Origin of the sequence: Hydrogenophaga sp. Root209 (assembly GCF_001428625.1) — a bacterium.
Classification (GTDB): Bacteria; Pseudomonadota; Gammaproteobacteria; order Burkholderiales; family Burkholderiaceae_C; genus Hydrogenophaga.
The window spans coordinates 61982-79388 of sequence record NZ_LMIE01000030.1 but is presented as its reverse complement, the minus strand read 5'-3'; the positions used below and the strand labels follow the sequence as shown (position 1 = coordinate 79388).

General features: G+C 67.9%; 18 protein-coding genes. 10 read left to right on the top strand and 8 right to left on the bottom strand.

The annotated features are described in order from the left end of the window. Positions 1 to 337: 337 nt before the first annotated feature. Positions 338 to 1123 (top strand): FkbM family methyltransferase, encoded by a 786-nt coding sequence (locus ASE11_RS17180; RefSeq protein WP_056275034.1) that lies wholly within the window; start codon positions 338 to 340, stop codon positions 1121 to 1123. A 12-nt stretch (positions 1124 to 1135) separates the two neighbouring features. On the opposite strand, the gene ASE11_RS17175 is transcribed toward ASE11_RS17180, so the two are convergent. From ASE11_RS17175 to ASE11_RS17165, 3 genes are read right to left on the bottom strand one after another with little or no spacing between them, the layout of a single operon-like run. After that, a complete protein-coding gene (locus ASE11_RS17175) occupies positions 1136 to 2839 on the bottom strand; it encodes a hypothetical protein (protein ID WP_056274526.1) in 1704 nt (567 codons plus the stop codon). Continuing rightward, the gene (locus ASE11_RS17170) at positions 2836 to 3453 is read right to left on the bottom strand and encodes a YceI family protein (RefSeq protein WP_082585812.1); all 618 of its coding nucleotides are present in this window, start codon (positions 3451 to 3453) and stop codon (positions 2836 to 2838) included. The genes ASE11_RS17175 and ASE11_RS17170 overlap by 4 nt, the downstream gene beginning before the upstream one ends. 3 nt (positions 3454 to 3456) lie before the next feature. After that, positions 3457 to 4254, bottom strand: a complete 798-nt coding sequence (locus ASE11_RS17165; protein WP_082585849.1) for a CDP-alcohol phosphatidyltransferase family protein — start codon at positions 4252 to 4254, stop codon at positions 3457 to 3459. Between the two features lie 91 nt (positions 4255 to 4345). On the opposite strand from ASE11_RS17165, the gene ASE11_RS17160 reads away from it, so the two are divergent. Genes ASE11_RS17160 through ASE11_RS17145 form a run of 4 tightly spaced genes read left to right on the top strand, consistent with a single transcriptional unit; the run spans position 4346 to position 7748 of the window. Continuing rightward, positions 4346 to 5344 (top strand): zinc-dependent alcohol dehydrogenase, encoded by a 999-nt coding sequence (locus ASE11_RS17160; RefSeq protein WP_056274522.1) that lies wholly within the window; start codon positions 4346 to 4348, stop codon positions 5342 to 5344. A gap of 18 nt (positions 5345 to 5362) precedes the next feature. Next, entirely contained in the window at positions 5363 to 5797 is a 435-nt protein-coding gene (locus ASE11_RS17155) for a 6-pyruvoyl trahydropterin synthase family protein (protein WP_056274521.1), read from the top strand. Further along, entirely contained in the window at positions 5794 to 6855 is a 1062-nt protein-coding gene (locus ASE11_RS17150) for a glycosyltransferase family 4 protein (protein WP_056274520.1), read from the top strand. The genes ASE11_RS17155 and ASE11_RS17150 overlap by 4 nt, the downstream gene beginning before the upstream one ends. Next, entirely contained in the window at positions 6852 to 7748 is an 897-nt protein-coding gene (locus ASE11_RS17145; protein WP_056274519.1) for a class I SAM-dependent methyltransferase, read from the top strand. The genes ASE11_RS17150 and ASE11_RS17145 overlap by 4 nt, the downstream gene beginning before the upstream one ends. Here ASE11_RS17145 and ASE11_RS17140 read toward each other — a convergent pair. Together ASE11_RS17140 and ASE11_RS17135 are read right to left on the bottom strand one after the other, a co-directional pair. Then, positions 7745 to 8665, bottom strand: a complete 921-nt coding sequence (locus ASE11_RS17140) for a RibD family protein (protein WP_056274516.1) — start codon at positions 8663 to 8665, stop codon at positions 7745 to 7747. The two genes, ASE11_RS17145 and ASE11_RS17140, sit on opposite strands and share 4 nt — an antisense overlap. Before the next feature lie 81 nt (positions 8666 to 8746). Further along, the gene (locus tag ASE11_RS17135) at positions 8747 to 9322 is read right to left on the bottom strand and encodes a hypothetical protein (protein ID WP_156406399.1); all 576 of its coding nucleotides are present in this window, start codon (positions 9320 to 9322) and stop codon (positions 8747 to 8749) included. A 119-nt stretch (positions 9323 to 9441) separates the two neighbouring features. On the opposite strand from ASE11_RS17135, the gene ASE11_RS17130 reads away from it, so the two are divergent. Both ASE11_RS17130 and ASE11_RS17125 read left to right on the top strand, forming a co-directional pair. Beyond that, entirely contained in the window at positions 9442 to 10071 is a 630-nt protein-coding gene (locus ASE11_RS17130; RefSeq protein ID WP_056274512.1) for an FMN-binding negative transcriptional regulator, read from the top strand. Further along, the gene (locus ASE11_RS17125; protein ID WP_082585811.1) at positions 10064 to 10735 is read left to right on the top strand and encodes a GDSL-type esterase/lipase family protein; all 672 of its coding nucleotides are present in this window, start codon (positions 10064 to 10066) and stop codon (positions 10733 to 10735) included. The genes ASE11_RS17130 and ASE11_RS17125 overlap by 8 nt, the downstream gene beginning before the upstream one ends. Here ASE11_RS17125 and opgC read toward each other — a convergent pair. Next, complete coding sequence (opgC, locus tag ASE11_RS17120; RefSeq protein ID WP_056274508.1) at positions 10715 to 11845, bottom strand: OpgC domain-containing protein; 1131 nt, start codon at positions 11843 to 11845, stop codon at positions 10715 to 10717. The two genes, ASE11_RS17125 and opgC, sit on opposite strands and share 21 nt — an antisense overlap. Before the next feature lie 25 nt (positions 11846 to 11870). After that, complete coding sequence (nhaA, locus tag ASE11_RS17115; RefSeq protein ID WP_056274505.1) at positions 11871 to 13226, bottom strand: Na+/H+ antiporter NhaA; 1356 nt, start codon at positions 13224 to 13226, stop codon at positions 11871 to 11873. Positions 13227 to 13349: 123 nt separating this feature from the next. Between nhaA and tadA the strand changes: the two genes are divergently transcribed. Continuing rightward, complete coding sequence (tadA, locus tag ASE11_RS17110; protein WP_056274502.1) at positions 13350 to 14729, top strand: tRNA adenosine(34) deaminase TadA; 1380 nt, start codon at positions 13350 to 13352, stop codon at positions 14727 to 14729. 40 nt (positions 14730 to 14769) lie between these two features. Beyond that, positions 14770 to 15702 (top strand): LD-carboxypeptidase, encoded by a 933-nt coding sequence (locus ASE11_RS17105; RefSeq protein WP_056275030.1) that lies wholly within the window; start codon positions 14770 to 14772, stop codon positions 15700 to 15702. A 31-nt stretch (positions 15703 to 15733) separates the two neighbouring features. Here the strand turns inward: ASE11_RS17105 and ASE11_RS17100 are convergent, their stop codons facing one another. Then, complete coding sequence (locus tag ASE11_RS17100) at positions 15734 to 16069, bottom strand: hypothetical protein (protein ID WP_056274499.1); 336 nt, start codon at positions 16067 to 16069, stop codon at positions 15734 to 15736. Positions 16070 to 16394: 325 nt separating this feature from the next. Between ASE11_RS17100 and ASE11_RS17095 the strand changes: the two genes are divergently transcribed. Continuing rightward, a complete protein-coding gene (locus ASE11_RS17095) occupies positions 16395 to 17339 on the top strand; it encodes an adenylate/guanylate cyclase domain-containing protein (protein ID WP_056274496.1) in 945 nt (314 codons plus the stop codon). Positions 17340 to 17407 lie beyond the last annotated feature (68 nt).

The window sequence follows — 17407 nt, the reverse complement described above, 5'->3', positions numbered from 1 at the left end:
GACGCCATCGACCAGCGAAGGCTTGCCCGACAAGGCGCCCACCTCACCCATGAAGTGGCCGCGGCGATGTTGAACGATCGGTGTGACTCAGCCCATTCCATCGCGCTCACTCACCGCCACCACGCCCTCGAAGATCACGAACAGGCCAGGCGCGAGCCGGGCGCATGGGTCTGACGCGTGCCGAAGCGCTGCATCCGCGCCATTTCGGCGTCGGTGAGCAGGGGGAACATCTGGTGGCGGCGAGATAGGAGCTCGCTGGGTGCGTCGTCGGCCATGGCGGTCCCGGTGTGATCAGACGTGTGGGGCGGGCGCTGCGAAGCGCGGCATGATCTTGACCATGAAACCCGAGACAGGACATCGCCTGGGTGAGCGCCTCAACCGCCAGCTCGGCCTGCTGCGTTCGCTGCTGGTCTACCGTGGCATACCCTGGCGCGGTGCGCAGCTCAGGCGTTTCTACCGCCGCTTCGTTCCGGCCAACGGGCTGGCGTTTGACGTCGGCGCGCACGCCGGGAACCGGGTGGCGGCCTTCCGCCAGCTCGGTGCGCGCGTGGTCGCGCTGGAACCGCAGCCCGATTTTGTCCAGCTGCTGCAGCGCCGTTTCGGTCGCGATGCCGATGTCACGCTGCTGCCGCAGGCGCTGGGCCGCGCGCCCGGCGAAGCCCGCCTGCTGGCCAGCCCGCGCACACCCACCGTGGCCACGCTCTCGACCGATTTTGTGCGGCGCGCGGGCGCGGCGCCATCGTTCCGCGCCGTGCGCTGGCAAGCCGGGCCACTGGTGGCTGTGACCACGCTGGACGCCTTGATCGCCGCGCACGGCGTGCCCGATTTCGTGAAGATCGATGTGGAAGGTTTCGAACTGGAGGTGCTGATGGGCCTGAGCGTGCCGCTGCCTGCCTTGTCGTTTGAGTTCCTGCCGGCGGTGCGCGACATCGCGCTGGGCTGCATAGCCCGGCTGGAAGCGCTGGCCGGGCCGGGACGCTACCGCTATGCCGTGTCGCTGGGCGAACGCCTGCACCTGCTGCAATCCCAGGGCGAGCCGGCCGATGCGTTGCGCGCCTGGCTGGCCGAGATGCCGGCGGATGGTCCCTCGGGCGATGTGCACGCCTGGTTGGTCGAGGCCTAAGCTGGGGCGGACTCAGGAGCCGGGCGCCGAGTGGGGTGCGTCGGGCACCGCCACATGCTCGATACCGAGCGTCTCCCCGGCGCCCGGCGCATCGAAGGCCTCCAGCAGCACGGTCGTCAGCTGGTGCAGGGGGCCAAGCGCGTGTGCCGGCGGTGTCAGGCCGGGCACGAAGCCGCTGCCCAGCAGGCGTTGCAGCAGGGCCGGGTTGTCACTCACCACGTGCACCGGCACGTCCCATGAGGCGCCCGGGCCGCTGACCAGGGCCGGCGGCTGGTGGTCGCCCACGATCACCATCACCAGCGGCCGGGGCGCCACCTGCCGCAGGTAATCGGCCAGCCAGGCGAACTGGTAGCGCAGGCTCTCCAGGTACTGTGACAGTGGCTCTGTGACAGACAACGGTGCGGCCAGCGCGGCCGCCATCTCGGCCGGCATGTAGGCATCGGGCTGCGTCAACCGGCTCCAGTCCTGCACGAAAGGCGCAACCGGGTGGAACGGCGCGTGGGTGCTGGTGGTGGCGAAGACGGCGAAGCGGGGCGACCGGTCCGACGCTCGGTCCAGTTCCTGCGCCTGCAGCAGCGCCATGGCGGCCTGGTCGGGGATGCGCCAGTAGCCGAAGTCCGGGCCGCGGTAGCCGATGCCGGCGTCGTCGGCCAGGCGGTCGAAGCCGTAGAACACGCCTTCGGGCCACGGCCGCTTGAGGCCGGGCATCCAGCCCACCGTGCGGTAGCCGTGGCGCTCGAAGTGGCTCACCAGCGTGGGCCGCTGGCTGGTCAGCAGCAGGTCGTGGTCGGCTGGGTCGCTGGTGTCCACGCCAGCCAGCAGCGCGGCGTGCGACAGCCAGGACGATCCGCCGAAGGTGGGCGCTTTGACGCGTGACGACACCACGAAACGGCCACTGGCCCGAATGGCCTCGGCCAGCTCCGTTCGCGGCGCGGCCAGTGCGGCTGCCTGCGCCGTATCGTCGAAGGTGATGGCGCCGTAGGACTCGGCGAACACCAGCAGCACGTCGGCGGCGCCCGGGTCGCTCACCAGTCCGGACAGGTCTCCATCAAAAACCGGACTCGGGCCCAGCACCTGGGTGGCCTGCCCGGGCCGCCCCACACGCGCAAGCAGTTGGACCTGGTGCACCAGCGTGGGCGTGAGGGGCAGCGAGAAAAACCAGCGCGTGTCGCGCTGCTCCGGCACGTAGGCGGCAAAGCTCAGCGTGCAGACCCCCACACCCGCCAGCAGCCACGGCCGTGGACGCTCCCAAGCCAGGCCGCGCGCGAGCTCCGCTATCGCCCTGCGCGCCACGGCGGTCAGCAGCAACGTCCCGAGCAACAATGCCAACAACACGACCACCCCTTGCCAGACGGGCCAGGACTGCGCCGCCACGCGCAGCAGCTCGCCGGCATGGCGCCCATCCCAGTACACGTTGACGGGTCGGCCCATCACGGCCGCAGCCGTCACGCTGGCGTAGCGCACCAGCACCAATGCCATGAAGCCCGTTGCGCTGACGGTGGCCGCGCGGGGTGACAAGCTTCCTCGCCAGATCACCCAACCCATGAGGGCCACCACGGCCAGACACAGTTCGAAGGACAGGCGCGGCATGTACGCCACCCCGAAGCCGGGCCAGCGGTTCTCGAAGGTCAGCAGGGTGTTGAGCAGCCCGAAGGCCAGGGCAAAGCGCAGCAGCCAGCCCAGCGCCGACGGCAGCGCTGAGTCTGCACACTTCACTGGCGCACGGCCTCGAACTCGATGATGAGCGGCACTTCGTCACCCACCCAGCCGTTGGACACCGCGTAGTTCATGCCGTAGGCGCTGCGCTTGAAGCTGCCGCGCGCCGACACGCCCATTGTGTAGGGCTTGCGCAGCGGGCCGCCCATCGGCGACTCGGCGCTCTTGTTCCAGGTGGCCTGCAGCGTGAGCGGCAACGACTTGCCCAGCAGCTCGAGCTGGCCGCCGATCTCGAAGGTGCGCTCGCCGGTGCGCTTGGCGCTGGCGGCGGTGAACACCATCTTCGGAAACTCGCCGCTGTTGAGGAAGTCCGGCCCCTTCAGGTGGTCGTCGCGCTTGCGCTGGTTGCTGAAGACGCTGGCGGTCTCCACCTCGATGCGCACCTCGGAGAGCGTGGCGCTGGCCTCGTCGAAACGGTAGCTGCCGCGGGCCGAACGGAACAGGCCGAGCACTTTGGCAAAGCCGATGTGGTCGACCAGGAAGGCCACTGTGATGTGGTCGGGGTCCAGCTCGTAGCGCGCCGCCTGGGCCTGGGCGGGAGCGCTCATCAACAACTGGCCGCTGCCCGCCAGAGCAGCCCACAACAGGGCGGTGGAGAGGGTTCTTGCACGCATGGTTCAGGTCTCCGGTGGGGTGGGGCGCTGCCGCGCCAGGGTTCGCACGTCGATGGCGAAGGACAGGGTCAACAAGGCCAGGCTGATCGCGGCCAGCCCGCCGGCCAGCCAGGGCGGCACGATCGGCGCGAGGCAGACGACCAGGGTGGCGATCTGGATCACGCACACCGTCTGACGCCGCTTGCTGGGCGCCAGGGGGCCGCCCAGCCAGGGCCATGGAAGGGCCGCCGCCACGAAGGCGTAGCGCATGAGCCCGGAGGCCAGGATCCAGGGGCCGACCTGACCGGCCTGCACCACCAGCGCGCAGAGCACCAGGGTGAAAGCGGCGTCGGTCTCCATGTCGAAGCGGGCGCCGAAGGCACTGGCCATGCCGCTGCGCCGTGCCAGCGCACCGTCCACCGCATCGAGCAGCGCCGTGAGCGTGGCCACCGCCACCAGGCACCAGGCGGCCGCCGGCATCGAGTCCAGTGGCGCACGGGGAAGGGGCTCACCCACCAGCGCCGCCATCAAGGCCACGGAGCCCAGACGCGCGAGCGTCACCCGATTGGCCGGGCCAAAGCGCGCATGCGGATGGGCCAGCCGTCCGCGCCACACCAGCCATGCGCCCGCGCCGAAAACCAGCAGGGCCTTGGCCGCGTATTCCAGGCCGAGACCAGCGGCCCCATCCAGCCAGAGCGCGACCAGCAGTACCACAGCCCCGACGACGGCCAGATCGCGTGCGGCATCGCGCGCCAGACAGCGGCGGTCCGCGATCTCCTGCCGGATCCGGGGCGATACGGGTGGGTTGCCTGCGGTTTTCATGTTCTGCAACATAAGATCGTTGTCCGGGTCGGCGGTTCGCGGTGATCATGGCACGCACCACCCCTCAGACACGACATACCCCTCTTCGTTCATGGCATCTCCTTTTTCCCCCTCGACCACCGTTGCCCAGGCCTGCTGGACCGTGTCACCCGGCCGGGCCGAGATCCGCGACGAGACGCTGCCGCCCCTGGGAGGCGACGAGGTGCGGGTGCGCACCCTGCACACCGGCGTGAGCCGAGGCACCGAGGGCCTGGTCTTTCGTGGCGAGGTGCCGGCCGGCGAGACGCATCGCATGCGCGCGCCGTTCCAGGTGGGTGAATTCTCCGGCCCGGTGAAGTACGGCTACGTGAACGTGGGCGTGGTCGAGGCCGGACCCGCCGGCTTGCTGGGACGCACGGTGTTCTGCCTGTACACGCACCAGACCGTGTACCAGGTGCCGGCCCACGCCGTGGTGCCCTTGCCCAGTGGCGTGCCGGCCGAGCGTGCCGTGCTGGCCGCCAACCTGGAGACCGCCATCAACGCGTTGTGGGATGCCGCGCCGCGCCTGGGCGACCGCATCGCGGTGGTGGGGGGCGGCACGCTGGGCCTGCTGGTGGCGTGGCTGGCGGCCCGGTTGCCCGGTTGCGACGTGCAGGTGATCGACACCGAAGCGAGCCGCGCCGACATCGCTGCGGCGCTGGGCGCCGGGTTTGCCCTGCCGATGGCTGCACGGGCCGATGCCGACCTGGTGGTGCACACCAGCGGGCAGGGCGCGGGCCTGGCCACCGCGCTGCGGCTGGCCGCCTTCGAGGCCACGGTGCTCGAACTCAGCTGGTACGGCAACCGCGCAGTGAGCGTGCCGCTCGGTGAGGCATTCCACTCACAGCGCCTCACCCTGAAAAGCTCCCAGGTCGGCCATGTGGCCACAGCGCAGCGCGGCCGCTGGAGCCACCGCCGCCGGCTTGAACTCGCGCTCTCGCTGCTCACCGATCCGGTGCTGGACCGCCTCATCACGCACTGCGCGCCGTTTCAAGAATTGCCGCAGGTGCTTGCGCGCCTGGCCACGGGTGCGAGCGACACGCTGTGCCATCGAATCGATTACCCCGCTTGAAGAACAGAGAACACCACCATGTACGCCGTCAACGTCAGAGACCATTTCATGATCGCCCACAGCTTCCAGGGGGCGGTGTTCGGCCCGGCGCAGCGCATGCACGGTGCCACCTATGTGGTGGACCTTGAACTGCGGCGCGAGGCGCTGGATGCCGACGGCATCGTGGTCGACATCGGCCTGGCCACGCAGGTGCTGCGCGAGGAACTCGCGGCACTCAATTTCCGCAACCTCGATGAAGTGCCCGAGTTCAAGGGTCGCAACACCACCACCGAATTCCTCGCGCGCCTGATCTTCGACCGCGTGGCCGCGCGCATCGCCGCTGGTGCCTTGGGTGTGCACGCCTTGCCGTCGGCGCAATCGGCCGGCGTGCAGCAGATGCGGGTGACGCTGAACGAATCCCACGTGGCCTGGGCCTCGTACGAGGGCGCTCTGCCGGTGCGCGCATCCGCGTGAGTGCCACGCCCGTCCCGCGCGCCTGCTGCTTCCTGATCCCGGGCGATTGGACCATCCCGACGGGGGGCTACACCTACGACCGCCGGATCGTGCTGGCGCTGCGCGAGGCCGGCTGGACAGTGGATGTGCGCTCTGTGGAGGGCGCCTGGCCACACCCCGGCACCGCGGAGCTCGCCACCGCCGAAGAGGTCATCGCTTCGCTGGCCGATGGCACCCTGGTGGTGGCCGACGGCCTGGCCTTCGGCGCACTGGACGATGCGGTGGCGCGGCACGCCGTGCGCTTGCGCTGGGTGGCCCTCGTGCACCACCCGCTGCATCTGGAAACCGGCTTGTCCGATGCCGCGCGCCAACACCTGCTGGTGAGTGAGGCGCGCGCGCTGCGGCATGCGCGCCGGGTGGTGGTGACCAGCCCGAACACGGCGGTCGATGTTGCGGCGATGGGCGTGCCGCTGGTGCACACCGCCGTGGTGGAGCCGGGCACCGACCCGCTGCCTAGGTCTGTCAAGCCACCGCGCAAGGGCCCGCTGCGCCTGCTCTGCGTGGCCACGCTCACGGCGCGCAAGGGCCACAGCCTGCTGCTGCAGGCGCTGGCGGGTTTGATGCCGCTGGACTGGGAACTGCACAACGTGGGCAGCGCCACGCGCGACCCCGGCACCGCCGCTCGCCTGCAAACCCAGGCAGCGCCCATGGCTGATCGCGTGTTCTGGCACGGCGATGTCAACGCTCAGGCGTTGCACGCGCACTACGCGGCGGCCGACGTGTTTGTGCTGGCCTCGCTGTACGAAGGCTATGGCATGGTGATCACCGAAGCTCTGGCGCATGGCCTGCCGGTGGTTGCCAGCGACGCCGGTGCCCTGGCTCAAACGCTGCCGCCCGATGCCGGGCTCCAGGTGCCCGCCGGCGAGGTGGCGCCATTGCAGGCCGCGCTGGCGCGCGTGATGTCCGATGCGCGCCTGCGAGAGCGGCTGGGCGCGGGTGCGCGTGCAGCGGCCGGGCGACTCCCCACCTGGCCTGTGCAGGCCGCCCGCTTCGCAACCGTGCTGGAGGGCGTCGAATGAGCACGGCCACCTTCAGCGCCGACTGGCTGCAACAGCGCGAGCCCTTCGATGCGACGGCGCGCGGCGCGGCGGCGCAACACCTTCAGCTGCAGACCCGACTCGCAGCCTTGCGCCCTCACGGACCGACCCCCTGGCGGGTGATCGACCTGGCCTGCGGCACTGGCGCCAACCTGCGCTGGCTCGCGCCCCGGCTGGGCGGGGCGCAGCAGTGGCTGGTGGTGGACCACGATGCCGCCTTGCTGCGGTGCTGGCCCGAGCGTCCGGCCGCGGCAGGCGGTGCGCTGGCCGGTCCCGCCGTCGCTCTTGAACAGCCCCTGTGCTTCGACGGACCGGGGTTCGAGGCGACCATCCTGCGGCAGCAGCTGGACCTGATGACCAGGCTCGAAACACTGCCCTGGCACGCGGCCGACCTCGTCACCGCTTCCGCGTTGCTCGACCTCGTGGGCACCGAGTGGCTGCACCGCCTGGTGGCGGCGAGCGCTGCATCTCGCGTGGCCCTGCTCATGAGCCTGAACGTCGATGGTCGCCACGTCTGGAGGCCTGAAGACCCGATGGATGCCACCGTGGGCCAGCTGTTCGCAGAGCACCAGAAGCGCGATAAAGGTCTTGGCCCCGCCCTCGGTTCGGGTGCGGTGGCCGCGCTGCGGGGTGCGCTCGAATCAGCGGGCTACCGTGTGTTCACAGCCGCCAGCGACTGGTGGGTGGACGGCGGCGAAAGCCCGCAGGCGAGGGCGCTGCAATGCGCCTTGATCGATGGGATGGCGGTGGCCGCCGGCGAACAGTCGCGCGCGTCTGCGCCGTCGGTGCGCGCGTGGCGTCGACGGCGGCGCGCGATGGCGCCAGAGACTCGTCTGCGCGTGGGCCACCTGGACCTGCTGGCGTTGCCTTCCTAAGACGAACGAAGGTCCAGATCCCAGAGCATATCGGGCCCCAGCGCCAGCGTGCGCGCCGGGGGGCGCGGGCAGTCGGCCATCACCGCGTGGGGAGGGGCCTGCAGACCACGGCGGCCGTTGCCGATGAGCACCGGCGCCACCACCAGGTGCAGGCGGTCCAGCGCGCCCGCGGAGAAAAAACGCGAAACGGTGATGCCCCCGCCCTCGACGAACAGGAGTTTCAAGCCGCGCCTGGCCAGCGCATCCACGGCCCGCCGCGGGTGATAACACGCCTGCGTGTCTGTGGCGAGCAGGTCGTCGACCGGCAGCACCTCGGTGGGCACCGCCTGCCGAGCCAGGCGCGCGCGAGCCTGCGCCGCGTGGCGGGTGTCGCACACCCAGAGCGTGGGCGCCCGCCCGTCGCGAAACACGCGAGACTGGCCATCCAGGCGGGCGGCCGGGTCCATCACGACGCGCACCGGCTGCGGCCCTGGTACGCGGCGGGTGGTGAGCTGCGGGTTGTCGATGGACACCGTGCCCGCGCCCACCAGCACCGCGTCGCACAGCGCGCGCAACCGGTGGAGATGCAACAGGCAGTGGGCGCCGTTGACGTAGTAAGAGTCGCCGGTGGCGGTGGCGACAAAGCCGTCCAGACTCTGGCCGAGTTGTGCCATCACCCACGGTGAATGAGCGTGTGACTCTTGCTGGCGCGCCCGCGCGTCAAGCAGGGGTTTGTACAGACCGAACAGGGCAGCGGTGCGCGCGCTGACCAGACCATCCAGCTCCCAGCCGCTCTCAGGGTTCTGGCGCAGTTGTGGCGAGGGCTCGCCGTCGCGCGCGCGCAGCACCTGCAGCCAGAATCCGGGCCAGTCGAGCGGGACGTCCGTCACCGCATCGGCAGCCGCGGGCGGGGAAGTGAGCTGCACGGTCGAAGGCATGGGGTCATCATCGCATTGCCACCTTGCCATTGCGTCAAAACCCGGAATAGCCCTCGACTTGACGATCGGGGAGCGGGCGGCCTACTTCCACTGGGGCGCGTAGTAAGGGTCGTCGCCCCCGCTCCCACCGGTGCCTTCGGATCCACCGGGCGGCAGCCAGGTCAGGCACAGCGCGATGCCGATGCCGGTGACCAGCAAGGGAAGCAGCGAAACCGGCGAGACCGACGAGACCGACGCCGCGCGCCAGGCCCACAGCACCGCCACACCGCTGACCGCCCCGAGCATCAAGGCGAGCTGGGCCAGCAGCATCGAGCCACCGAGGGCCGCCCAGGCCACCAGCGACAGGGCGGCGAGCGTGAGCAACACGGTGGCGACCAGGCCGTTGCGCCGACCCATGGCCTTCGTGCCCGGCGCTGTCAGCGTGATCGCCAGTGCGGCCAGCAGCGTGCTGACGAGTGTGGCCCACGGCAGCATCTGCGCGCGTGAACTGGCCGGCCAGTCGAACCCAGGCCACGCGGCCATGGCCAGCACCAGCCCGAGCGAAGCACCCAGCGCTGCCCAGCGCAGGCCCACCGTGCGCAGCAGCAAGCACACCGCCAACGCGAGCACGAAGGGCAGCACGAGGCTCTGGAAGGCGGGGTGGTGGAGGAAGGACATGGCGGTGGCGCAGTGACGTCGCGCCATCATCCCACTCGCGCCCGACTTTGTGGTGCGGGAATACACTGCGCCTCGCGCACTTGAACCATTGCCCGAACCACCGCCTGAAAGAGGCCGCCATGTACCTGCCGCCGCAGTTCGCTGCCAAGGACCCCGCCATCGCCCGCGAACTCATCCGGGCGCACCCCTTTGGCAGCCTCATCTCCACCGACGACGAGGGCCTGCCGTTCGTCACGCACCTGCCGCTGCATCTGCTGGAAGAAGAGGGGCGACTCGTGCTGCTGGGTCACGTGGCAAGGCCCAACCCGCACGCGAAATTCCTGCGCGAGCGCCCAAGGGCAGTGGTCACGTTCATGGGTCCCCATGCCTACATGACGCCGCGCGTCTACCCGGATCTGGCGCGCGTCCCCACCTGGAACTACCTCGCCGTGCACTGCACAGTGGAGGCGACGCTGCTGGAGACCTTCGACAACAAGGATCGCTTGCTCAAGCACCTGATCCATGACCACGACCCGGCCTACGCCGACCAATGGCGCGGACTGGGCGAGGACTACCAGCACAAGATGATGCAGGGCATCGTGGCGTTCGAGCTGCGCATCACAGACCTGCAGTGCAAGGTCAAGCTCAATCAACACCGCCCCGAGGCGCACGCGGCCATGCTGAGCGCCTACGCGCAGGGCAACGGCGAAGAACGGGCCCTGGCCGGCTGGATGCGCCGTCTGGGGGTCACGGGCAGGACGCATGAATAGACGCGCCTGGTTGCTGGTCGCGTTGGCCTGGCTGACGCCGCCCGCCCGGGCACAGGCCGGTGCCACGGCGGAGCAGCGCTGGATGAGCGAACTGGACGCGTTCGCCGCGGCCGATCGCAAGCAGATGCCGCCCGCTGGCGGCGTGTTGTTCGTGGGCAGCTCGTCCATCCGCATGTGGAGCGGCCTGGAAACAGCCTTTGCCGATCAGCCTGTGGTGATCCGGCGCGGATTTGGCGGCTCGCGCCTGTCCGACAGCGCCGATCTGGTGCGCCGTCTCGTGCTGCCCTATCAGCCCCGCCTGGTGGTGCTCTATGCGGGTGAAAACGACCTTGTTGAAGGTGCCAGCCCGCAGGATCTGCTGGGCCATTTCGTGCGGTTCGTGCAGCATGTGCGCAGCGCACTGCCGGCCACGCGGGTGGCCTACATGTCGATCAAGCCCAGCCCCTCGCGGCTGGCACACATGGCCGCCATGCGCGAAGCCAACCTCTTGATCCAGACCTTTGTGCTCAACGACGACCGTCTCGACTACATCGACGTGCACACCGCCATGCTGGACAACGACGGTCGGGCGCGACCGGAGCTGTTCGTGCGCGACCAATTGCACCTGAGCGCCGAAGGCTATGGCCTGTGGCGCCAGATCGTCTCAGCGCACCTGAGGCCCTGAGCGCCACACCCGGACGGGACGCCAACTGCTGCGTTCGCGCGCCTGCGCCGCCAAGGCCACCGCAAACAGGCCTGCGAATGCGCCAGCCAGAAGGGCCACATCGGTGCTCCAGGGGCGCACGACCTGGGTGGAGCCGAAGAAGGCCAGAGTGAACAAGGCAATCACGATGTGGGCGCAAAACACCGACAGCGAATGGCGGCCCAGCAACTCCAGCGGCAGCGGGCGCGGCAACACCTGCTTCAACCAGGGGCCGAAGGACACCAGCAGCAGGAACACGCTGGCGAAGTTCAGCACACGCAGGGGCCCGAGCGACCATTTGTCCAGCAGCATGCCCACGGCCGGCACGCCGGGCATCGGGTCCTGGCCCACCATGTGGCGCCACGAGAACATGCCCGCGGCGTACACCGCAGCGGGCACGACACACCAGAGTGGAATGCGGGGCAGTGGCTGCTGACGCGCCCCCAGGCACAGGCCAACCACCCACAGCGCCTGCCAGGCGAACCAGTGGAAAGCGCCCATGTCCTTGTAGGGAATGGGCAGGCCAACAAGTTCGTACAACGCGAGACCCAGACCCCACTGCTCGGCCAGCCAGAGCAGGGCGCTGACCGAGAGCACGCCAGCCCAGCCGCGGTGCAAGGCGCGACGCAGCAGCCAGGGGCTTGCCAGCATCAGCACGATGTACAGCGGCAGGATGTCCAGCAGGGGCGGGTTGTGCAGCAGCAGGGCGGCCCCCACCACGGCGGCCTTCGGGTCGATGAAGAAGAACTCGAGCAGGCCCGTGGCGCCACCTTGCCGGTTGTGCACGCCCAGCCAGGCGATCACCGTGAACGCCAGCAACAACAAGCCGAGCTGGCACAGGTAGAGCTTGAGTGCGCGCTGGTGAAAGGCGTTCTGCATGACGTCCACACCGTCGCGCCGGGCTCGGTTGCCGTACACGCGGCCGGCCATGAAAGCCGAGAGGAACACGAAGCCTTCAGCGGCTGACACAAAGCCGAAGGGCTGACCGGTGGGCAACGAGTACATCGTCGGCATGTGGGTCAGCGTCATCAGGACGAGCATGAGGCCCCGCAGGGCATCGAGCTCCCAGCGGCGTTGCGGGGCGTGTGGCATCAGGGAAAACCAGTAGAGGCCGCGATCATGCCAGAGGGGAGTGTTGACGCGCCCGCCATGCTTGCAGAAACCCCCAGGCCAGGCCGAGCACGGCCGCCACCAGCGACGCCAGCAGAACGCCCAGCTTGGCGGCGTTGAGCAGGTTGTCGTCGTCGAAGGCGAGGGTGGCGATGAAGATCGACATGGTGAAGCCGATGCCCGCAAGCAGGCCGACCAGACAGACGCCCGACCAGGTCACATCTGGTGGCAATCGGCACCAGCCCAGGCGCACGGCCAGCCAGCTGGCCGTGATCACGCCCAAGGGTTTGCCCAGCACCAGCGCCAGCAACACGCCCACCGTGACGGTCTGCGCACTGTCCGGGCTCAGGTCGACGCCCTCAAGCGTGACGCCTGCGTTGGCCAGCGCGAACAGCGGCATCACGCCAAAAGCGACCCAGGGGTGAAGCGCCATCTGCACTCGGGTCACTGGCGGCAATACCTCGCGTTGCGCCTGCCGCAGTTGCTTGAGCGGCCCCGCGAGTTCGTTGGGGGTGGGATCGTTGCGCGTGTTCAGCTCGTCGAGCGCGTGCCGCGCCGCGTCCAGCGGCTGCTCGCGCATGGGAGCGGGCAGCACCGGCGTCATCAGTCCCAGCACGACACCGGCCAGCGTGGGGTGCACACCGGTTTGCAACAGGCCCACCCACAGCACCGCGCCCGGCAGCACGTAGGCCCAGGCCGACCCCACGCCGATCTGTTGCAGGCCAAGCACCATCAGCACCCCGACGCCCGCCACCAGCAAGCCGCTGTATTCCAGACCACCCGAGTAAAACGCCGCGATGATGAGCACCGCAACGATGTCGTCGATGATGGCCAGTGCCAGCAGCAGCACGCGCACGTTGCCCGGAATGGTGCGACCCAGCAGCGCCAGCACGCCCACGGCGAAGGCGATGTCGGTGGCGGTCGGAACAGCCCAGCCGCGCAACTGCGTGGGTTCGGTATTCAGTGCCACAAAGATCAGCGCCGGCACCAGCACCCCACCCAGCGCGGCGGCCAGCGGCAGGGCTGCGAGCTGCAGGCTGGCCAGTGCACCCTCATGAATCTCGCGCCGGATCTCCATGCCCACGACCAGGAAGAACACGGCCATCAAGGCGTCGTTGATCCAGAAATGCAGGGACTGGGAAAACACATGGCTGCCCAGGCCGATCGACACCGGTGCGTGCCACAGCGCGTGGTAGCCAGCGGCGGCGGGCGAATTGGCCCAGATCAACGCAGTGGCTGCGGCCAGCAGCAGTACGATGCCGCTGACGGCTTCGATGTGAAGGAAACGATCGAGGGTGGAGAAGGCGCGCTCGGCCAGAACTTGGGCGCGAGGGAGGGACTGCCGAGAGGTGTTTCGGTTCATGGTCGTGTTGATACCGCGTGGCGGCCCGACCAGCGCAAACAACCTGTTTCGTTGCGACATGCAACGCGAACACCCTCGTGCATTTTACAGGGCAGGGTATCGGGGCTCGCCTACACTCGTCCAATGCCCTCTGTGCCACACCAAGACGACGCCCACTTCATGCGCCTGGCCTTGGCCGAAGCCAGCGCTGCCGCCGAGACCGGCGAGGTGCCGGTGGGCGCAGTGGTGGTGAAGGACGGGCGTGTGATCGCCACCGGGCGCAATGCGCCCATTGACGGCCACGACCCCACTGCCCATGCCGAGATCGTGGCGCTGCGCGCGGCGGCACAGACGCTGGGCAACTACCGGCTGGAGGGCTGTTCCCTGTATGTGACGCTGGAGCCGTGTGCGATGTGCAGCGGCGCCATGCTGCATGCGCGCCTGGCGCGCGTGGTGTTTGGTGCGGCCGACCCCAAGACCGGCGCCGCCGGTTCGGTGCTCAACCTGTTCGACCACACGCAGCTCAACCACCAGACGGTGGTGCAGGGCGGTGTGCTGGCCGAAGAGGGCGCGCACCTGCTGCGTGGTTTTTTCAAGGAGCGGCGCGTGAACCTGCACCCCCTGCGCGACGACGCGTTGCGCACACCAGATGACCGCTTTCAGGTACTTCCCGGCTATCCCTGGGCACCGCACTACCTGAGCGATCTGCCCGCGCTGGACGGCTTGCGCATGCACTACCTGGACGAAGGGCCTGCGCACGCGTCTTTGACCTGGCTCTGCCTTCACGGCAACCCGGCGTGGAGCTACTTGTATCGCAAGATGATCCCGGTGATGTTGGCCAGCGGAGCGCGCGTGGTAGCGCCCGATCTGATCGGTTTTGGTCGCAGCGACAAGCCCAAGAAGGACAGCGCGCATACCTTCACATGGCATCGCCAGGTGCTGCTTGAATTCATCGAGCGACTCGACCTGCGCAACGTGGTGCTCGTGGTGCAGGACTGGGGCGGCCTGCTGGGCCTCACGCTGCCGATGGAGGCGCCCGAGCGCTACCGAGGTCTGCTGGTGATGAACACCACACTGGCCACAGGCGACGTGCCGCTCTCGTCCGGCTTCCTGGCCTGGCGCAGCATGTGCGCGCAAAACCCCGAGTTCGACGTTGCGCGCCTGTTCTCGCGCGGCAACCCGCAGATGAGCGCCGACGAATGCGCCGCCTACAACGCGCCGTTTCCCGACCGTGGGCACCGCGCCGCGCTGCGCGCGTTTCCAGCCTTGGTCCCGGAGCAACTGGACGACGACGGTGCGGCCCTCAGCCGACGGGCGAAGGCCTTCTGGTCCACCCAATGGAAAGGGCAGAGCCTCATGGCCATTGGTCAACAAGACCCTGTGCTGGGCGAACCTGTGATGCGGGCACTTCACGCTTCGATCCACGGATGTCCCGACCCGCTCTTGATCCCGCAGGCCGGTCATTTCGTGCAGGAACATGGCGAGGCCATTGCACTCAATGCTGTGCGCCATTTCAACGCTTGAGCACCTCGATAATGGGGGCCCTTTGCAGTGCCCCGAACCCATGAGCCACATCTACATCTATTCCCCTTCCAGCGCGGTGCGCGACAAAGCCGCATTTCGCCGAGGGGTGGCGCGGCTCAAGGTCCTTGGGCACGAGGTGGAGATCGACGAGGCGGCCTTGTCCAGCCACATGCGCTTTGCCGGGGACGACGCCACGCGCCTGGCCGCGATCGGCCGTGCGGCCGCCAGTGGCGCCGATGTGGCGCTGATTTCCCGCGGAGGTTACGGGCTCACGCGCATTTTGGGCGAGCTGCCCTTCAAGAAGATCACCAAGGCCATTGAAGGAGGCACCCGGTTTGTGGGCCTGAGCGACTTCACCGCCCTGCAGATGGCCTTGCTGGCCAAGACCGGCGCATGCACGTGGGCTGGTCCGGCACTGGGTGAGGACTTTGGCGCCGAAGCGCCCGACGACATCATGGAAGCGTGCTTTGGCGATCTGATGATCGGGCAGGGCGAGGGGGCAGGCTGGCGCTTGCCCGCCACCGACGTGGCATTCATGAAGCCCGGCAAGGCCGATGCGCAGCCCGCCCTGCGGGTTCGCTCGGCCACCTTGTGGGGCGGCAACCTCAACGTGATCTGCGCTCTGGTCGGCACGCCGTACCTGCCCGCCATCACCGGAGGCATTCTGTTTCTGGAAGACACCAACGAACACCCTTACCGTATCGAGCGACAGCTCACGCAGTTGCTCAATGCGGGCATCCTGGGCCGGCAGAAAGCGGTGCTGATGGGATCGTTCAACCGATTCAAGCTGGTGCCCGGCTACGACCGAGGCTTCAAACTGCAGACCGTGGTCGACTGGCTGCGGAGCCAGACGAAGACACCTGTGTTCACCGGCCTGCCGTTCGGCCATGTGCCGACCAAGGTGCTGCTGCCCGTGGGGCAGAAAGTCGACCTGATGGTGGAAGGGCGTGATGCCCTGATCTACTGGGGTTGACGCGGCTGCAGCGATGCGGGCCGGGCTGAGCTCAACGGCTGCGCAAGCGGGATGAGTTGATCAGGCTTTTGGGCACGAGGCCCTGAAACACCGGAGACAGGCTTTGAACCCGGTGTACCGCCAGCGCCTCGCCATACAGCTGGCTCAAGACGGCGACCATTTCGGCTCGAGCAAACCACAGCGCGTGGGGATCGTGAAGGTACTTGAGGCGTCGCACCAACTGGGGATTGATCTGTGCGCCATCTTCGCCCAGCACATCCAGCATCGCCTTTCGCACCGGCTCCAGCGCCTCGCCGGGATCCCGATGGACTTCCGGCCCCAGAAGGGCAGAAATGCTGTTGCGAATACCGGGTTTGAACCAGCGCATGGGGGTGTCCTCAACGACTTTTATATGAATCCGTGTCTAGGATACGTTCACTCACACTGATCTTGCAATCCCGTACGTCATTTACTTTTACAAAAACAACATTCAAATCAAAGGTTTACGGCGATATTTTTATCCCCTGCTTTAGGTTTGTAGTACCTTTTGTATCAATTCGGGGCAAACATGTGATTCTGGATTAATACCCGATGGGTCCAGCGTTTGCCAAGAACGCAACAACGCCCGCCAATAAACTCGCGCGGGTGTGTTTGTTCGTGACAAGGTGTCGCCGGGGGCCTGTGCTTTAATCCAGCCGATATTCTTTTGCTCTATGGCTGAACTGACAATTGCGTTCGTGGATTTGACGGGGAGCGTTTCGGTGTTTGAAACACTGGGTAACGACCGCGCCACGATGGTGGTGACCAAGCTCACCCAGTGGATCGGCGCCACGGGCATGGAACACGGCGGCGTGGTCGTGAAGATGTTGGGCGACGGTGTCTTGCTGTCTTTTTCCAGCAACCGTCTGGCGGTGGAGGCCATGGTCCAGATCCAGCAGGAACACGCCAAGCGCGTGGTTCAGTGGCCCAACCGCCTCAAACTCATGATGCAGATCGGCATGGCGCGAGGCCAGGTCGTGGTGGTCGATGGCGACTGCTTCGGTGATGCCGTCAACCTCGCTTCGCGTCTGAGCGATCTGGCGGGTGCAGAACAGATTCTGGCGACGGACAACGTGGTGCGCGAACTCGGCGCCCGCACCCCGGTGCGCAGCCGCAGCCTGGGGCCCATCCGGATCAAGGGCCGCACGGAGCCCTGTGAAGTGTTTCGCATTGAATGGCAGCCGGAAATGCTCTCCGAGTTCCTGACCTTGCCCGCCGACCTGCATGCCCTCATACCGCCCAAGGACGTGGGCATGGGCGGGATCGAACTGGCCTGGCTGGACACCAACCGCAGCTTTGGCGTGACCGAGTTGCCCCTGAAGATCGGGCGTGTGCCCGAAGCCGACTTCGTGGTCAGCGATCCGCGCGTCTCCCGCATGCACACCAGCATCGACATCCGCTCCGGCAACTACGTGCTCGAAGACATCAGTAGCTACGGCACCTGGGTGCGCTTTGCGGGGGGTGACAACGTGATTGCGTTGCGCCGCCAGGAATGCATGCTGCACAGCGACGGCGAGATCGCGCTGGGTGCGCCGTTCACCGATTTCAGTGCGCCCACGGTGAGCTTCAAGCTGGTCAACGGCAACATGGTGCTTGGGCGCACATCCCCTCCAAACTGACCGTTCCCCAACCGGTTGCGGCAACCGCGGTACAGGCCGTGGACAGCCTGAAAAAGCACGCAGGAGAC

Coding starts and splice junctions, on each gene's coding strand:
- ASE11_RS17180 (WP_056275034.1), top strand. CDS start 338: ATGAAACCCGAGACAGGACATCGCCTGGGTGAGCGCCTCAACCGCCAG.
- ASE11_RS17170 (WP_082585812.1), bottom strand. CDS start 3,453: ATGCGTGCAAGAACCCTCTCCACCGCCCTGTTGTGGGCTGCTCTGGCG.
- ASE11_RS17165 (WP_082585849.1), bottom strand. CDS start 4,254: ATGAAAACCGCAGGCAACCCACCCGTATCGCCCCGGATCCGGCAGGAG.
- ASE11_RS17160 (WP_056274522.1), top strand. CDS start 4,346: ATGGCATCTCCTTTTTCCCCCTCGACCACCGTTGCCCAGGCCTGCTGG.
- ASE11_RS17155 (WP_056274521.1), top strand. CDS start 5,363: ATGTACGCCGTCAACGTCAGAGACCATTTCATGATCGCCCACAGCTTC.
- ASE11_RS17145 (WP_056274519.1), top strand. CDS start 6,852: ATGAGCACGGCCACCTTCAGCGCCGACTGGCTGCAACAGCGCGAGCCC.
- ASE11_RS17140 (WP_056274516.1), bottom strand. CDS start 8,665: ATGCCTTCGACCGTGCAGCTCACTTCCCCGCCCGCGGCTGCCGATGCG.
- ASE11_RS17135 (WP_156406399.1), bottom strand. CDS start 9,322: ATGTCCTTCCTCCACCACCCCGCCTTCCAGAGCCTCGTGCTGCCCTTC.
- ASE11_RS17130 (WP_056274512.1), top strand. CDS start 9,442: ATGTACCTGCCGCCGCAGTTCGCTGCCAAGGACCCCGCCATCGCCCGC.
- ASE11_RS17125 (WP_082585811.1), top strand. CDS start 10,064: ATGAATAGACGCGCCTGGTTGCTGGTCGCGTTGGCCTGGCTGACGCCG.
- opgC (WP_056274508.1), bottom strand. CDS start 11,845: ATGCCACACGCCCCGCAACGCCGCTGGGAGCTCGATGCCCTGCGGGGC.
- nhaA (WP_056274505.1), bottom strand. CDS start 13,226: ATGAACCGAAACACCTCTCGGCAGTCCCTCCCTCGCGCCCAAGTTCTG.
- tadA (WP_056274502.1), top strand. CDS start 13,350: ATGCCCTCTGTGCCACACCAAGACGACGCCCACTTCATGCGCCTGGCC.
- ASE11_RS17105 (WP_056275030.1), top strand. CDS start 14,770: ATGAGCCACATCTACATCTATTCCCCTTCCAGCGCGGTGCGCGACAAA.
- ASE11_RS17100 (WP_056274499.1), bottom strand. CDS start 16,069: ATGCGCTGGTTCAAACCCGGTATTCGCAACAGCATTTCTGCCCTTCTG.
- ASE11_RS17095 (WP_056274496.1), top strand. CDS start 16,395: ATGGCTGAACTGACAATTGCGTTCGTGGATTTGACGGGGAGCGTTTCG.